The sequence below is a fragment of the Devosia riboflavina genome, assembly GCF_000743575.1.
GTDB lineage: Bacteria > Pseudomonadota > Alphaproteobacteria > Rhizobiales > Devosiaceae > Devosia > Devosia riboflavina.
This window is the reverse complement of sequence record NZ_JQGC01000008.1, coordinates 35,231-49,951: the sequence shown is the minus strand read 5'-3', so window position 1 is coordinate 49,951 and position 14,721 is coordinate 35,231. Positions and strand designations below refer to the sequence as shown.

The 14,721-nt window shown below is 62.9% G+C and carries 17 protein-coding genes; 8 read left to right on the top strand and 9 right to left on the bottom strand.

From position 1 onward, the window contains the following. Positions 1-258: 258 nt before the first annotated feature. Positions 259-720 carry a DUF5680 domain-containing protein gene (locus JP75_RS10795; RefSeq protein WP_035082612.1) on the bottom strand — a complete coding sequence of 154 codons (462 nt, stop codon included), beginning with the start codon at positions 718-720 and terminating at the stop codon, positions 259-261. A gap of 53 nt (positions 721-773) precedes the next feature. After that, complete coding sequence (locus tag JP75_RS10790) at positions 774-1,670, bottom strand: LysR substrate-binding domain-containing protein (protein WP_244446298.1); 897 nt, start codon at positions 1,668-1,670, stop codon at positions 774-776. A 122-nt stretch (positions 1,671-1,792) separates the two neighbouring features. Between JP75_RS10790 and JP75_RS10785 the strand changes: the two genes are divergently transcribed. Continuing rightward, positions 1,793-1,993 (top strand): hypothetical protein, encoded by a 201-nt coding sequence (locus tag JP75_RS10785; RefSeq protein WP_152565808.1) that lies wholly within the window; start codon positions 1,793-1,795, stop codon positions 1,991-1,993. Between the two features lie 37 nt (positions 1,994-2,030). Continuing rightward, positions 2,031-2,504, top strand: coding sequence for a Cys-tRNA(Pro) deacylase (ybaK, locus tag JP75_RS10780; RefSeq protein ID WP_035082606.1), 474 nt, complete (start codon positions 2,031-2,033; stop codon positions 2,502-2,504). A gap of 77 nt (positions 2,505-2,581) precedes the next feature. Here ybaK and JP75_RS25855 read toward each other — a convergent pair whose 3' ends face one another. The 4 genes from JP75_RS25855 to JP75_RS10770 all read right to left on the bottom strand — a co-directional run bounded on the left by JP75_RS25855 (position 2,582) and on the right by JP75_RS10770 (position 5,875). Then, positions 2,582-2,728 carry a DUF1127 domain-containing protein gene (locus JP75_RS25855; protein WP_084587602.1) on the bottom strand — a complete coding sequence of 49 codons (147 nt, stop codon included), beginning with the start codon at positions 2,726-2,728 and terminating at the stop codon, positions 2,582-2,584. 261 nt (positions 2,729-2,989) lie between these two features. Beyond that, positions 2,990-3,121 (bottom strand): cytochrome bd-I oxidase subunit CydX, encoded by a 132-nt coding sequence (gene cydX, locus JP75_RS25850; protein ID WP_084587601.1) that lies wholly within the window; start codon positions 3,119-3,121, stop codon positions 2,990-2,992. A gap of 10 nt (positions 3,122-3,131) precedes the next feature. Then, a complete protein-coding gene (cydB, locus tag JP75_RS10775) occupies positions 3,132-4,280 on the bottom strand; it encodes a cytochrome d ubiquinol oxidase subunit II (RefSeq protein WP_035082604.1) in 1,149 nt (382 codons plus the stop codon). Then, on the bottom strand, positions 4,277-5,875 hold the full coding sequence (locus tag JP75_RS10770) for a cytochrome ubiquinol oxidase subunit I (RefSeq protein WP_201772931.1): 1,599 nt from the start codon (positions 5,873-5,875) through the stop codon (positions 4,277-4,279). Before JP75_RS10770 ends, cydB begins: the two co-directional genes overlap by 4 nt. A 183-nt stretch (positions 5,876-6,058) precedes the next feature. Here JP75_RS10770 and cydD point away from each other — a divergent pair, with 183 nt between their 5' ends. Next, complete coding sequence (gene cydD / locus JP75_RS10765) at positions 6,059-7,780, top strand: thiol reductant ABC exporter subunit CydD (RefSeq protein ID WP_051960596.1); 1,722 nt, start codon at positions 6,059-6,061, stop codon at positions 7,778-7,780. Beyond that, positions 7,777-9,432: a thiol reductant ABC exporter subunit CydC gene (cydC, locus tag JP75_RS10760; protein ID WP_035082600.1), complete on the top strand. Its 1,656-nt coding sequence runs from the start codon at positions 7,777-7,779 to the stop codon at positions 9,430-9,432. The genes cydD and cydC overlap by 4 nt, the downstream gene beginning before the upstream one ends. A 130-nt stretch (positions 9,433-9,562) precedes the next feature. On the opposite strand, the gene JP75_RS10755 is transcribed toward cydC, so the two are convergent. Beyond that, positions 9,563-10,285 (bottom strand): Crp/Fnr family transcriptional regulator, encoded by a 723-nt coding sequence (locus JP75_RS10755; protein WP_035082598.1) that lies wholly within the window; start codon positions 10,283-10,285, stop codon positions 9,563-9,565. A 166-nt stretch (positions 10,286-10,451) separates the two neighbouring features. On the opposite strand from JP75_RS10755, the gene JP75_RS10750 reads away from it, so the two are divergent. Genes JP75_RS10750 through JP75_RS10740 form a run of 3 tightly spaced genes read left to right on the top strand, consistent with a single transcriptional unit; the run spans position 10,452 to position 13,325 of the window. Then, positions 10,452-12,716, top strand: coding sequence for a heavy metal translocating P-type ATPase (locus JP75_RS10750; RefSeq protein WP_051960595.1), 2,265 nt, complete (start codon positions 10,452-10,454; stop codon positions 12,714-12,716). After that, positions 12,713-13,123, top strand: coding sequence for a Cu(I)-responsive transcriptional regulator (cueR, locus tag JP75_RS10745; protein WP_035082596.1), 411 nt, complete (start codon positions 12,713-12,715; stop codon positions 13,121-13,123). The genes JP75_RS10750 and cueR overlap by 4 nt, the downstream gene beginning before the upstream one ends. Before the next feature lies 1 nt (position 13,124). Next, positions 13,125-13,325 carry a heavy-metal-associated domain-containing protein gene (locus tag JP75_RS10740; RefSeq protein WP_035082595.1) on the top strand — a complete coding sequence of 67 codons (201 nt, stop codon included), beginning with the start codon at positions 13,125-13,127 and terminating at the stop codon, positions 13,323-13,325. 111 nt (positions 13,326-13,436) lie between these two features. On the opposite strand, the gene JP75_RS10735 is transcribed toward JP75_RS10740, so the two are convergent. Next, on the bottom strand, positions 13,437-13,913 hold the full coding sequence (locus JP75_RS10735) for an SRPBCC family protein (protein WP_035082593.1): 477 nt from the start codon (positions 13,911-13,913) through the stop codon (positions 13,437-13,439). Continuing rightward, the gene (locus JP75_RS10730; protein WP_035082591.1) at positions 13,910-14,254 is read right to left on the bottom strand and encodes an ArsR/SmtB family transcription factor; all 345 of its coding nucleotides are present in this window, start codon (positions 14,252-14,254) and stop codon (positions 13,910-13,912) included. The genes JP75_RS10735 and JP75_RS10730 overlap by 4 nt, the downstream gene beginning before the upstream one ends. Before the next feature lie 99 nt (positions 14,255-14,353). Here JP75_RS10730 and copM point away from each other — a divergent pair, with 99 nt between their 5' ends. Continuing rightward, complete coding sequence (copM, locus tag JP75_RS10725) at positions 14,354-14,704, top strand: CopM family metallochaperone (protein WP_035082590.1); 351 nt, start codon at positions 14,354-14,356, stop codon at positions 14,702-14,704. Positions 14,705-14,721 lie beyond the last annotated feature (17 nt).

Genomic DNA, 14,721 nt, shown 5'->3' with positions numbered 1-14,721 from the left:
GTGCTCAGCGCCATCAAAGTGCGCGACCCGGTGCTCGCAGGTTTTTACCAAAGGCTCAGGGCCCGCGGCAAACCATTCAAACTTGCTATGATCGCAACCGTCCGAAAACTCATCACAATCCTCAACGCCATCGCCAGAACCGACTTAGCTTTTGCAAACTGATCCACGGTTGCTTGACCCGAGGGCTCTGCACTTTGTGGGGCCGCCGCCAAGTGAAGTGTCCTCGGGACAAGCTGAGGATGACGAGCTGCGGATCCCCTAAGGCTTCACCAGCCCTCCAAAATAATCCAGCGCATAAGCCTCCACCCCACCCACCAAAATCACCTCGCGCCCCCGAAACTGCCCGACATCACCCTCGCTGCGATCACGATAATGCCCGTGTGGCCCCGCCCAATCGAAACCGCCGAGGAACCGCCCCTCGCCATACATGGCACTCAGCGCCGCCTTGATCGTCTCCCCAGCCTTAGCCCCGTCGATCAGGTCCGGCCGCAACACATAGCCATAATAGTTCATCGCCCAAACCGGCTCCGCGCCGCGCAGCAGCACTTCCTGGCCCAGAAAATCCGTGCCGCCAAAATAGCTGTCGAGATAGCGCCACTCGCCCTCGGACCAGCCGAGATCATGCGATCCCGGCCGCGAGGCTGACGCCTTCACGCCGCCTCCGACATAGGTCGCGGCCTTGGCCCGCACAATCACGGCATTGAGTTCGTCTGCAGTCATTCTATTCCCCTGACTTTCGGGGGAACACTCGCGTCGGCCCGCGCCAAAACCTGTCAGGATTCCGCGCGCATGAAGGCCGTCGCCTCCAGCATCCAGTCCCTGAACATCTTGATCTTAGGCGCATTGCGCCGGCTTTCGGGATAGACGAGGTAATAGGCGCGCCCCGCCGGCGCCAGCAATTTGAATGGCTGGATCAACCGCCCCGAAGCGATCTCGTCGCGAAACAACGCCGGGGTCAGCATAGTCACGCCCCGCCCGGCCATAGCAGCCGTACCGAGCAGGCTCTGCCAATTCAGCATGCTCATCGGCCGGCCCTCGGCCGAAAAGCCCGGAACCCCCGCAACCTCGAACCACAGCGCCCACCATTCGTCCTGCGGATCGAGCATGGGCAGTTTCAGCAAGTCCGCCGGCTCCTTCACGCCGCCAATGCTCTCGGCCAAAGCCGGACTGAGGAGCGGAGTGAAATCGGCCTTCACCAAGAGGTGCGAAACCAACCCCTTCTCCGGCGGCGCCGCCAAAGTGCGGATGCCGATATCGAATTCGTCATTGAGCAGGTCGACCATGTCACTGGTGCTGTCGAGCCGCACCGCGATCTCGGGATGATCGATTTGGAACAGCCCCAGATTCTGCGCCATCCATTGGCTCGCAAAAGTCGGCACGGTGGTGATCGAGAGCAGCCCGTCCACCTCCCCCCGCGTATCGGCAAAAGCCTCGCGCATGATTTCAAAGGCCTGCTGCACCTGCGGCGCTAGGTTGCTCCCCACTTCGCTGAGCGCAATCTGCCGCGGTTTTCTCAGGAACAGCGGCGCCCCCACGCGCTCCTCCAGCAGCTTGATCTGATAGCTCACCGCCGCCTGCGTCATGCCCAGTTCCTCGCCCGCGCGGGTAAAACTGAGATGCCGCGTCACGGCTTCAAAAACCCGGATGGCGCTGAGCGGTGGCAATGACATGGATAAACACCCCTTATGCATCGCTATCGAGCTTTAGTTGGATAGCGGCAGCAATCAGGTGCATTTTTCAGCTCATGTCAATCCAAAGAGGACGCCGGCCATAAGGCCAGCGAATGCATCAAATGCTCGCCTTGCCCAGCTTTCTTGGCTTTCTCCTGCCCCTCCCCGCTGCCCTCCTGCACCAGCACGATGCCACGGCACCCAGGCGCCGCCGCGCCATAAGGGCGCTGCATTTGTCCCAGCACATCCTTCGGGATGTCGGTCTCGACGACAATCCCGCCGACGATCCGCGCTGGGCGCTGCGCCCCGATCTCGAGCGCTAAGGCTTGAGCTTTGCCGCCGACGGGCTAAAACAGGCATATGTCCAAGACCACGCCCGCCACGCAGGCCCTTATCAAGGCCGGCATCAGCTTCACCCTCGCCAATTACGACTATGACCCCAACGCCGAGCGCGTCGGGCTGCAGGCGGCCGAAGCCATGGGCGTGTCGCCGGGCGAAGTGTTCAAGACGCTGATGGCCGAACTCGATGGCAAGCCCATCTGCGCCATCGTCCCCTCCGACGAGGAGATCAATATGAAGAAGTTGGCCGCTGCGCTGGGCGGGAAATCCGCCCACATGATGAAGCCGGCGGACGCCGAGCGCCTGACGGGCTACAAAGTGGGGGGTATCAGCCCCCTCGGTCAGCGCAAGCCGGTCCCAACCGCGCTCGACGAAATGGCCCAGCTCTACGACGAGATCTTTCTCAATGGCGGCCAGCGCGGATTGCAGATCCGCATCAAGCCCGACGATCTCGCCAAGACCCTCCACTGCGTCGTCGCAGACCTGACGCGCTAGTCCAAAACCGGAATCCCAAAAAGACAAAAGGCGCCCGATTGGACGCCTTCATCTTACATACCGATTTTGCCTAAAGCTTAGGCAGTGTAGGTACCGCGTGCGATCGACTTGATGTCGGAGCGGGTGATGCCCAGGTCGTTGAGCTGGCGGCTGTCGAGCGAGTTGAGCTCGCGCAGGGTGCGCTGGTAACGGGCGAAATCGGCGATCTTCTTGGCAATGTTCATTTTGGTTCCCCTTCGTTTGATGACCTCTATGTAGACCGGAGGGGTCGTGATTAGTAGATAGACCTTCTGCACATCCGTTATGCACTCAGCGCACAGAAATGAGGCATATGGTTCATATTCGGTTTAGGTGGATTCCGTGTCGATTTTCCCGACTCCTCTTGCGCGGAGCCGTCAAAACATTGAAATACAAAAAGAAAACCGGACTTTGCTCCCGCAAGGTCCGGTTTTTGGATTTTTGACCAGATGGTCAGGACCCATGCGTTAGCGGGAGATCGGCTCCCGCCCTTCTTCGCGCGCTATGCGTCTGTCCTCGCGCATTTCGAACCACATGGCATTGAGAATGCCGAAGGTGCAGGCAAGGCCGAGGCCGAGAATCCAGGAAAAATACCACATCGTCTCTCTCCTAGTAGGCGTTGGGGTTCTTGTTGAGGCTGGTTGTGGTCACCGGACCGCGCATCACCCGGAAGACATAGCCGGTATAGAGAATGATGATCGGCAGGAAGAATGCCGTCACCAACAGCATGATGAAGAGCGTCATGTGGCTCGACGATGCGTCCCACAGCGTCAGCCCGGCTTGCGGCACAGTGGAAGACGGCAGCAGGAACGGGAACAGCGACAGGCCGGCCGTCGAGATGATCCCAAAGATGCCGGCGCTGGTCGCCAGCAGCGGCACCAGCTTCCAGCGGCCATTGAGGCCCAGCACCGCCAGCGCCATGCCGGCAAGGCCGATCACCGGCGCCGCGATCATCCAGGGATAGGCGCCGTAGTTGCTCAGCCACCCGCCGCGCACCAGTTCAACCGTCTTGGCGAGCGGATTGATCGGTGCATTGGGATCGACCGTGCTGGTGATGACGTGACCATCGATACCGAAGGCCACCCAAACGCCACCGAGGGCAAAGAGCACGATGGTGCCAAGCCCGGCCCAGATGCCGATAGTTCTTGCCCGCTCGGCCAGCAGCCCCTCCGTCCGACCCACAATCACCGAAGCACCTTGGGTGACCAGCATCCCAAGGCTCACGAGCCCACAGAGCAGCGCGAAGGGCATCAACAACAGGAAGAAGTTGCCGGTATAGAAGGCGCGCATCGTGTCATCGAAATGGAACGGCGCGCCCAGGATGACATTGCCCACGGCGACACCGAAGATCAGCGAGGGCACGGCCCCGCCGATGAACAGCGCCCAATCCCAAGCCGCCCGCCAACGGGCATCGGCAATCTTGCCACGGAACTTGAACCCGACTGGCCGCAGGATCAGGGCCAGCAGGATGACAATCATGGCGAGGTAAAAGCCGGAAAAGCTCACGGCATAGAGCGGCGGGAAGGCGGCAAAGATGGCGCCGCCGCCCAGCACCAGCCAGACCTGATTGCCTTCCCAAGTGGGGCCAACGACGTTGAGCAGCACACGCCGCTCGTCATCGGTGCGCGCCGCAAAGGGCAGCAATGCGCCGACGCCGAGATCGCGCCCACCCATGATGGCAAAGCCGATCAGCAGCACACCAAGCAGCAGCCACCAGATGAGCCGCAGGGTTTCATAGTCGAGTGGAATGGTGCTCACGATCCGAGCTCCTTGGTAGCGGGAGTGGCAGGCAGGGCGGCAACGACGAAGTCATCGGCGTCCGGGCTATCGACGAAAGCAAAATCCTTCGGTCCGGTCTTTACGATCTTCACCATCAGCATGATCATGATGACGAAGAGCACCGTGTAGAGCAGCGTGAAGAAGGTGAGCGAGATCACGAGGTCCCAGAAATTGAGACCCGACGCCGCATAGAAGGTCGGCAACACCCCTTCCACTACCCAGGGCTGGCGGCCGAATTCGGCAATGAACCAGCCAGCCTCGATGGCGAGCCAAGGCGTGGGCAACAGGAAGAAGCTCAGCCAGAGCAGGTTCTTGTTGCTGTCGAGTTTCCCCGTAGAAGCCTTCCAGAACCAGAAGGCGAAGAAGGCGATGAAGAAGAAGCCCAACCCCATCATGATACGGAAGGTCCAGAACAGCGGCCATACATCGGGCACGGTATCCTCCGCCGCCATGGCGATTTCCGCGTCCGTGGCGTTGCCGACATCCTCGCGATACTTTTTGAGCAGCAGGCCATAGCCGAGGTCTGCCCAATGCTCGTCAAAGGTTGCCCGCGCCGTCTGGTCCGTGCCGTCGGCACGAATGGCCTGCAGCGCGTCATAGGCGATCATACCCGAACGGATTCGCACCTGCGCATGCTCGGTCAGTTCCTCGAGGCCCAGCAGTTCTTCGTCCAGCGAACGCGTGGTGATGAGGCCGCCGACCCAGGGTATCTGGATCGAGAAACTCGGCTCGCCGCCATCCTCGCCGGGCAGGGCAATGACCGTCCAGGGGGCCGGAGCCTCTTCCGTGTGATAGCTCGCTTCAAGCGCCGCGATCTTCATCTTCTGGTGCTCGGTCGCGACATAACCGCTCTCGTCACCCAGCACGACCACCGACAGCGCACCGGCAAGACCAAAGCTTGCCGCCACCACCATCGAGCGCTTGGCGATTTCCACATGCTTGCCGCGGGCCAGATAGAAGGCCGATATGGCAAAGATAAACACGGCACCGCAGACATAGCCGGCGCTGACCGTGTGCACGAACTTGGCCTGAGCGACCGAGTTGAACAGCACCGCCATGAAGTCGGTGACTTCCATGCGCATGGTGTCGGGGTTGAACTTGGAGCCGACGGGGTTCTGCATCCAGCCATTGGCGATGAGGATCCAAAGCGCCGAGAAATTGGTACCCAGCGCCACGAGCCAGGTGACAACCAGATGGCCCACCTTGCTCATGCGGTCCCAGCCGAAGAAGAAGAGACCGACAAACGTGGCTTCGAGGAAGAAAGCCATCAGCCCTTCGATGGCCAGCGGCGCGCCGAAAACGTCACCCACATAGTGGCTGTAATAGCTCCAGTTCATGCCGAACTGGAATTCCATGACAATGCCGGTAGCGACACCCATGGCGAAATTAACGCCGAACAGCGTGCCCCAGAAAATCGTGGCCTTGCGCCAGATTTCGCGGCCCGTCATCACATAGACGCTCTCCATGATGGCCATCAGCATGGAGAGGCCGAGCGTCAGTGGCACAAATATGAAGTGATACATTGCGGTGGCGGCGAATTGCCATCGCGAGAGTTCAACGACAGTCATGTCGATCATGGCAGGTCCTGCCTTGCTGCTGCTATGGGCAGCCACGAACGGACTGCCTCTACCTCTCCTATCGCGCAACGCGGCAATACGCGCCTTGACCTAGATCAAGGTGCGTTGCACGACATCATCCTAACGAACCAGTAAAGACCGAGGCCGCCGAGCCTCGCACCCAAGCCAAGCAAAAACCAAGTGACCCCGCAAGAAAAAGCTGCCGGCAAGGCCCTATCGCGATTGCAACGCCATGGCCGCTCGGCCCTGTGGCTGGCAATCGGACTGCCGCTGGTTTCGGGTGGCCTCCTCGTCTGGCAGGCGTGGAGCCTTGCCAGCGTCATCGGCCGCGCCATCGAAGGCGGCGAGACGGTCGATGCGCTCCTGCCCACAGTCGGACTCATTTTCGCATTGCTTGTCTTCCGCGCCGGTCTTTCGGCACTGGGCGATTGGCTCGGCACGCTGGCCGCCGAAAACATCAAACGCGACCTCCGCGATTCCCTGTTTTCCTCACTCCTCGCCCGCTCGCCCCGCCGGCAAGATCAACCTGCCTCCGGCGCTGCCGTCACTGCCATCGTCGACCAGGTCGAAGCGCTCGATGGCTTTTTCGCGCGCTATCTGCCCGCCTCCGCTCAGGCCGCTCTCCTGCCCATCGTCTTTGGCGCCATCATCCTGCCGCTCGATTGGGTCGCCGGTCTCCTGTTCCTTGTCTCGGCCCCGCTCATTCCGCTTTTCATGGCCCTCGTCGGCTGGGGCGCCCAGGCCGCCACCGATCGACAGGCCCAAGCCCTCACGCGCCTCTCTGGCCGCTTCGCCGACCGCTTGCGCGGTCTTCTCACGCTAAAACTCTTCGGCCGCGAAGCCGCCGAAGTGCATGGCATCGTCTCGGCCAGCGAATCCCTGCGCCGCCGCACGCTGGGCGTTCTCGCCATCGCCTTCCTCTCCTCCGCCGTGCTCGAATTCTTCGCCGCCCTCGGCGTCGCCGGCGTCGCGCTCTATCTCGGCCTCACCTTCATCGACTACCTGCACCTGCGCTCCTCACCCCTGACGCTGGAACTGGCCCTGTTCCTCCTCCTCATGGCGCCCGAGGTCTACAATCCCCTCCGGCTCCTCGCCGCCCACTACCACGACCGCGCCTCCGCCAAGGCCGCCCTCGTCGAGATCGAACGCCAGCTCGGCGAACTGCCGTCCGAGCCGACATCTCTCAGCGACATCTCGCCCCGTAGCGGCAAAGCCATCGCGCTTGACCTGACCGGCGTCACGCTGCGCACCCCCGATCGCCAGCGCGTCGTCCTCGCCGATACCGCGCTAAGAATCCCCGCGGGTCAGCACGTCGCCATTCTCGGCCCCAGCGGCCAGGGCAAGTCGACCCTCCTCGAGGCCCTGATCGGCCTTCGCGCCGCCGAAGGCGACATCCTGCTCGATGGCCGCGCACTCGACGCTTGGCCCGAGGAAGACCTGCGCGCCCGCACCTTCCTCCTCACGCAAAAGCCGCGCCTCCTTCACGCCAGCATCGCCGAGAACATTGCGTTGGCCCGCCATGACGCGAGCCGCGCCGAAATCGAACTGGCCGCCGAACACGCCGGCGTCGCCCAATTTGCCGCCGCGATGAAGCAGGGCCTCGACACCATCATTGGCGAAGACGGCATCGGCCTTTCCGGCGGTCAGGCGCAGCGCGTCGCCCTCGCCCGCCTGTTCCTGCGCGATGCCGGCCTAATCCTCCTCGACGAGCCAACGGCCCATCTCGACGCCGAGCTCGAAGCCGAAATCATCTCGGCCATTCTCGACTACGCCAAGGGCCGCACGCTCATTATCGCCACCCATTCGCATGCCGTCGCCGCGCGCCTCGACAAAGCATGGCGTTTTGCCGGAGAATCCCTGCTTCAGGTTGCCCTTCCCGTGCATAAGAAAGGTGTCGCATGACTGTCTTTGCCATGCTCGCCCCGCTCTTCCGCCGCCGCCTCGGCGCGCTGACCCTGGCGCTGCTGCTCTCCGCCATCACTCTCGCCGCCGGCATCGCCCTCCTCGGCACATCCGGCTGGTTCATCACCGCCACCGCCCTGACCACGCTCGGCCTCGGCTTCAATCTCTTCGTCCCCTCGGCCCTCGTCCGCGCCTTTTCCTTCATCCGCATCCTCGCCCGCTATGGCGAGCGTTTCGTCGGCCACAACGCCACCCTGCGTCTCCTCTCGGACCTGCGCGGCTGGCTCTTTTCCGCCCTCTTCCCGCGCCTGCCGCTTTCCGATCGTTCCATTCGCCACGGCGACCTCGTCAGCCGCCTGACCGCCGATGTCGACGCGCTCGACGTCGCCTTCCTCGTCGCCATCGGCCCCATGCTCGGCGCCCTGCTCATGGGCATGGCCGTCACCGGCGTGCTGATCGTCTTCCTCCCTTCGGCCGCGCTCATCTACGCGCTCGCCCTGGCAGGTGCCGTCTTCCTCGTCCCCGCTGCCCTCGTCATCTCCGCGCGCAAGGTCGGCCGCGACGTCGTCAGTGCCGCCGCCGACACGCGCATCGCCGTTTATGACGCCATCAGCGGCCACGCCGATCTCACCATTTTGGGCGTGTTGGGCACTGCCAAAGACCGTTTCTCCGCCTTCGCCCGCCACCTCTCCGAGCGCCGCCTGACCCTCGCCGCCCTCACTGGCGCCGCCGCCATGGCCGTGCAGGTGCTCGCGGCAATCGCGCTCATCGGTACGCTCTGGACCGGCCTCATCGCCCATCAAGCCGGCGCCCTAGATCCCGCCGTCTTCGTCGGTCTCGTCCTCGCTGTCCTCGGCAGCTTTGAAGCCACCGCTGTCATCGTCCGCAGCGTCGGCAAATCGACGGCAGCCCTCGCCGCCGCCGAACGCCTGACCGCCCTCGCCAACCTACCCCCGGCAATCATCGACCCCGCCCGGCCCCTGCCCTTCCCCGAGGGCCAGAAGATCGCGTTCTCCGACGTGCATTTTTCCTACGATAGCGGCGCGCCGGTCCTGAATGGCGTCACCCTCAGCATCGCCCCCGGCGAGCGCATCGCCATCACCGGCCCCAGCGGCGGCGGCAAGTCCACGCTCCTGAGCCTGCTCTTGCGCCTCAACGAGCCGCAATGCGGCGACATCCGCATCGGCACCACCGCCCTTAACGACATCGTCGCTGCCCAGGTCCACACCAATATGGCCCTCCTCAGCCAGGACAGCCCCGTCTTCATCGACACGATCCGCAACAACCTGCGCATCGCCCGCCCCCTCGCCGATGACGAAGCGATCTGGGCCGCGCTCGGAGCAGCGAAACTCGAAAAATTCGTCGCCACCCTCCCCGAAGGTCTCGACACGGTCCTCGGCGAATCCGGCCGCACCCTCTCGGCCGGCCAGATGCGCCGCCTCTGCCTCGCCCGCACGCTGCTCTCGGACGCGCCGATCATCCTCCTCGACGAGCCAACCAATGCGCTCGACCGCGCCAATGAACTGAGCTTTTTCGAAACCCTCGCCGAAGCCACCAAAGGGCGCACGGTCGTCATGATCACCCATGCCGCCATCCCCGACGGCACGGTGGATCGTGTTCTGGAAATGCGGAATGGCAGGCTGACCCAGTAGTCCTCATGGTGAGGTGCTGCGCGTAGTGCAGCCTCGAACCACGAGGACGTGGCACGATGTATCCGGGCAAGCCTTCGTCCTTCGAGGCTGTGCACCTCAGGATAAGGGCTACTTCTTCAGGGTTGAAAAATCACCCGCAGCGCAGCCGCAATTGCGTCAGGTCATTGATGCTCACATGCCGATAATTGGCGATCTCGATCACCTTCTCGGCCTTGAGCTTCGTCAACTGCCGGCTCACCGTCTCAATGGTGAGCCCCAGAAAGTCGGCAATATCCGCCCGGCTAAGCGGCAGATCGAACGTCGCCAGCGCCGTTTCTTCCGTCGGGTCGATATGCGTCGCGAGCAAATACAAGAAACTCGCGACCTTTTCGGCCGCGGTCTTGCGTCCCAGCGTGACCATCCAGTCGCGCGCCTCGTCGAGTTCGCGCAGCGCCTGCATCATGATGCGGTGTTCCACCGGCCCACCCGCCGACATCAGCGCCTCAAGTGCGGTCTTGGGGATCATGCAGAGTTCGACATCCGAAGCCGTCTCGGCCGTCACCCGGCTTTCGCTGGCAAAAGGTCGTCCCAGCAAATCCGGCGCAAATTGCAGCCCCACCACCTGCTGACGTCCATCCTCCAGCACCTTGGTGAGCTTGACCACGCCCTTGAGCACATTGGCATAGGAGGCGATCGGCATGGCATCGGCCAGAATCTCCTGCCCCGGCTCCCGCCGCACGCGCCGCGTATGCTTGGAGATGGCGAGCAATTGCTCGGAGGTCATTGCCCCACAAATTCCCTGATGCCGCGCCTCGCAGCTTTGGCACAGAATGGGCAATTCCGAGTTGTGGATGTCTTTGCGAACCGTCTGCATGGATCAAGCTCCTGACAGCGCATGAAATAGGCCGGCGGCGCTCGGAATATAATCAGCAGATTTGTCGCTGTGCCAACAGGTCGCATCGCGAAAAAACAAAAGTAGATTTCGCCCTTGACCTTACCATGATGGGAAGGTCTATCTACATGAGGACGGAGTAGAACCCATGACAGAACACGTCCACCACACCCATTCGCCCACCCCCGTGGCCCTCGATATCGAAGGCATGACCTGCGCCTCCTGCGTGTCGCGGGTGGAAAAGGCGCTCCTAAAGGTCCCCGGCGTCGAGGCGGCGTCAGTGAACCTTGCGACCGAGCGCGCCACCGTGACCGGCGGCGACACCGAAGCGCTCATCAAGGCCGTCGAAAAGGTCGGCTACAAGGGCAGTGTCCGCCAGCCCATGCATGCCGGCCACGACCACGCCCATCACCACCATGACGAAGACGCGGCGATCCTGCGCCGCGACGTCATTATCGCCGCCATCCCGACCATTCCGCTCTTTGCGGTGGAAATGCTCGGCCACCTCTACATGCCCTTCCACATGTGGCTGATGTCCGTCGTCTCGATGGACGTCCTCTACACAACCTACTTTGTCCTCGCGAGTTTCGTGCTCTTCGTGCCCGGCCTGCGCTTCTTCAAGGTCGGCATCCCCGCCCTCTTCCGCGGCGCGCCGGAAATGAACTCGCTCGTTGCCCTCGGCGCCGGTGCCGCCTGGCTCTTTTCCACGGTCGTCACCTTCGCCCCGCAGCTCGTGCCGGCCGAAACGCGCTACGTCTATTTCGAAGCCGCCGCCGTCATCGTGCTTTTGATCCTCGTCGGCCGCTGGCTTGAAGCTTTGGCCAAGGGCCGCACCGGCGAAGCCATCCAGCGCCTCGTGCGCGAACAGGCGAAAACCGCCCGAGTCGAGCACGATGGCATGGTCCATGAAATGCCGATCGAGCAGGTGAAGGTGGGCGACATCGTCGTCGTCCGCCCCGGCGAAAAGATCGCCGTCGATGGTGAACTCGTTGATGGCACGAGCCACGTCAACGAATCCATGATCTCCGGCGAGCCCCTGCCCGTTTCCAAGAAGGCCGGTGACACCGTCATCGGCGGCACGCTCAATACGTCGGGCAGCTTCCGTTTCCGCGCCACCAAGGTCGGCGGCGATACCATGCTGGCCCAGATCATCCGCATGGTCGAAGAGGCCCAGGGTGGCAAGCTGCCGATCCAGCGCACCGTCGACCTCATCACCGCCTGGTTCGTCCCCGCCGTCATGGCCCTCGCCGCACTCACCTTCGTGGTCTGGCTCGTCTGGGGCCCCGATCCCGCCATGACCTTCGGCTTCGTCAACGCCGTCGCCGTGCTCATCATCGCCTGCCCCTGTGCCATGGGCCTCGCCACGCCAACGTCGATCATGGTCGGCACTGGCCGCGCCGCCGAACTCGGCGTGCTCTTCCGTAAGAGTGAAGCCCTGCAGCGCCTGCGCGATGCCGACGTCGTGGCCTTCGACAAGACCGGCACGCTCACCGAAGGCAAACCCGTTCTTACAGACCTGATCCTCGACGACGATTTCGAACACGACGAAGTCTTGTCACTCGTCGCATCAGCCGAAAGCCGCTCGGAGCACCCGATCGCCCTCGCCATCGTCGCCGCAGCCGAAAAGGCCGGCCTGACCCTGCCAACGGTCGAACACTTCGACTCCGCCCCCGGCCACGGCGTCATCGCCACCATCGGCACTCGCAAGGTTCAGGTGGGGTCGGCACGCATGATGGCAGGTCTCGATCTCTCCGACTTCGAAGAGACGCTTCAGCGCCTCGCCGACGAAGGCAAGACCCCGGTCTTTGCCGCAGTGGATGGAAAGATCGCCGCCGCGATCGTCGTCGCCGACGTCGTCAAGCCGACCAGCAAGGCCGTCATCGCCCGTCTCCACGCCATGGGCCTCAAGACGGCGATGATCTCAGGCGACAACAAGCGCACCGCCGCCGCCATCGCTGCCCAGCTCGGCATCGACGAGGTGCAGGCTGAAGTCCTCCCGGCGGACAAGGTCGCCGCCATAAAAGCCCTGCGGCAGGGCGGCCGCGTCGTCGCCTATGTGGGCGACGGCATCAACGACGCCCCGGCCCTTGCCGAAGCCGATATCGGCATCGCCGTCGGCACGGGCACCGATGCCGCCATCGAAAGCGCCGATGTCGTCCTCCTCGGCGGCAATCTGCAGGGCGTGCTCAATGCCCTGACCGTCAGCCGCGCCACGATGAAGAACATCTGGGAGAATCTCTTCTGGGCTTTTGGGTACAATGCCCTGCTTATCCCGGTTGCCGCGGGCGTGCTCTATCCCGCCTTCGGCATATTGCTCTCGCCCATGCTCGGCGCCGGGGCCATGGCCCTCTCGTCGGTCTTCGTCGTCGGCAATGCCCAGCGCCTGCGCGCCATCAAGGGAGAAAGCGCATGAATATCGGCCAGGCCGCCGACGCTTCCGGCGTCTCCGCAAAGATGATCCGCTACTATGAGCAGATCGGCCTCATCCGCCCGCCGACGCGCACCGACAGCAATTACCGCGTCTATGGCAGTGATGAAGTGCATGTGCTGCGCTTCATCCGCCGCTCGCGGACCCTGGGCTTTTCCATCGAGGAAACCAGCGCCCTCCTCGCCCTCTGGCAGGACAAGACCCGCGCCAGCGGCGAAGTGCGCGACATCGCCTCCGAGCACATATCGGCGCTCGAAACCAAGATCGCCGAACTCGAATCCATGGTCGGGACGCTCAAGCATCTCGTCCATTGCTGCCAGGGCGACAACCGCCCCGATTGCCCCATTCTCGACGACCTCGCCGGGACCAATTCAAAGACCAAAGGACACTGACATGGCCGACACGACCATTTTCACCGTCAACGACATGACCTGCAGCCACTGCGTCAGCACGGTCCGCAAGGCGCTTGAAGAAGCGCTCCCCGGCGCCGAAATCACCGTCGACCTCGATACCCACAAGGTGAGCTTTACGGGCGACCGCGCCAAGGGCGAAGATGCGATCAAGGAAGCCGGCTATACGCCCGAGCCGGCCTGAACGGCTCGGCCGTCACCCTCGGGCTTGACCCGAGGGCCCTGCACTTTCTGCGCCGCAACTAAGTGAAGTGTCCTCGGGTCAAGCCCGAGGATGACGCTCGGAGGTTGAGACCTACTCCCAATCCCCCTCCACAAACCGCCCGAGATTATCGAGCAGCACATTCGTGCCCTCTTCCCGCAACCGTCCGCCGTCGTCGAACCCATCGAGATAGGCGCCCATCTCCGTCATCTTCAGCTTGGTATGATCGCCATCCGCGGTCAGCTCAAACGTCGAGACCGAAACCGAAATCCGCACATCGTCCAGCGTCATGAAATAGGAATAGACAATCCGCTCATTGGGCACGATGTCCTGATAGACCGCGCGAAAGGCGTGCACCGGCCCACCAATGGGCCCACCAACACTCGTCTCCACCCCGCCAATGCGGAAATCCATGGTCTGCTCGTCCTTGCCCCAGGTCTCGGGCGGCGTGAACCACTGCGCCTTGGCCCCGGGTTCGGAGAGGGCGCGATAAACCCGCTCCGGCTTCGCCTTGTAGCGGCGCTCCAGCACAAAGGTCGCGTGGCTGACACTGCGCTTCTTTTCGGTCATTTGCCCTCTTCCTCGTCTTCCGTCGCCGCCAGATATTCTCCTAAGCGGTCCAGCCGCTTCACCCACAGCGTCCGCCGCTCGTTGAGCCATTGTTCGGCCTGGCTCAGCGCTTCCGGCTCGATCTGGCAGGTGCGCACCCGCCCCACTTTTTGCGAGGAAACAAGCCCGCTCGCCTCCAGCGCCTGCAGGTGCTGCACCACGGCCGGCAGCGACATGTCGAAGGGCTTTGCCAGTTCGCTGACCGAGGCCGGGCCACGGCTCAGCCGGTCGATCATCGCCCGCCGCGTCGGGTCGGCCAGCGCCTGAAACATCAGGTCGAGCTTGGGATTTTGGTTAAGCATGAAATTAAGTAACAATTCCGCCAACCGCCTGTCAACGGCGCTTGACCTTGCCATCTGGCAAGCCCGCAATTGGGTGGGGCATAACCAAAGGTGGCCCAAATGAAAACCACATTCCTCGCTCTCGCCTTCGCCCTTTTCGCCCTTCCCGCCTATGCGCAGGACGCCCATGCCGGCCATGGCGGCGCAATGAGCGATTCACCCGCTACCACAGCATACACCGAGGCCAACCAGCAGATGCATGCTGACATGGCGATCGAATATTCCGGCGATGCCGATGTCGATTTCATCCGCGGCATGATCCCCCATCACCAGGGTGCCGTCGCCATGGCGAAAATCGTGCTCGAACACGGAAAGGACCCCGAGGTCCGCAAGCTGGCCGAAGACGTCATCGCCGCCCAGGAAGGCGAAATCGCCTGGATGGAAGAATGGCTCAAGGCCAAGGGCTACTGACTCAACGCCAGACAAAC

Bases quoted from the DNA above. Each gene is read 5' to 3' on its own strand.
- ybaK (WP_035082606.1), top strand. From the start codon at position 2,031: ATGTCCAAGACCACGCCCGCCACGCAGGCCCTTATCAAGGCCGGCATC.
- JP75_RS10785 (WP_152565808.1), top strand. From the start codon at position 1,793: ATGCTCGCCTTGCCCAGCTTTCTTGGCTTTCTCCTGCCCCTCCCCGCT.
- cydX (WP_084587601.1), bottom strand. From the start codon at position 3,121: ATGTGGTATTTTTCCTGGATTCTCGGCCTCGGCCTTGCCTGCACCTTC.
- JP75_RS10750 (WP_051960595.1), top strand. From the start codon at position 10,452: ATGACAGAACACGTCCACCACACCCATTCGCCCACCCCCGTGGCCCTC.
- JP75_RS10730 (WP_035082591.1), bottom strand. From the start codon at position 14,254: ATGCTTAACCAAAATCCCAAGCTCGACCTGATGTTTCAGGCGCTGGCC.
- JP75_RS25855 (WP_084587602.1), bottom strand. From the start codon at position 2,728: ATGAACATTGCCAAGAAGATCGCCGATTTCGCCCGTTACCAGCGCACC.
- JP75_RS10735 (WP_035082593.1), bottom strand. From the start codon at position 13,913: ATGACCGAAAAGAAGCGCAGTGTCAGCCACGCGACCTTTGTGCTGGAG.
- copM (WP_035082590.1), top strand. From the start codon at position 14,354: ATGAAAACCACATTCCTCGCTCTCGCCTTCGCCCTTTTCGCCCTTCCC.
- JP75_RS10790 (WP_244446298.1), bottom strand. From the start codon at position 1,670: ATGTCATTGCCACCGCTCAGCGCCATCCGGGTTTTTGAAGCCGTGACG.
- cueR (WP_035082596.1), top strand. From the start codon at position 12,713: ATGAATATCGGCCAGGCCGCCGACGCTTCCGGCGTCTCCGCAAAGATG.
- cydC (WP_035082600.1), top strand. From the start codon at position 7,777: ATGACTGTCTTTGCCATGCTCGCCCCGCTCTTCCGCCGCCGCCTCGGC.
- JP75_RS10740 (WP_035082595.1), top strand. From the start codon at position 13,125: ATGGCCGACACGACCATTTTCACCGTCAACGACATGACCTGCAGCCAC.
- JP75_RS10795 (WP_035082612.1), bottom strand. From the start codon at position 720: ATGACTGCAGACGAACTCAATGCCGTGATTGTGCGGGCCAAGGCCGCG.
- JP75_RS10755 (WP_035082598.1), bottom strand. From the start codon at position 10,285: ATGCAGACGGTTCGCAAAGACATCCACAACTCGGAATTGCCCATTCTG.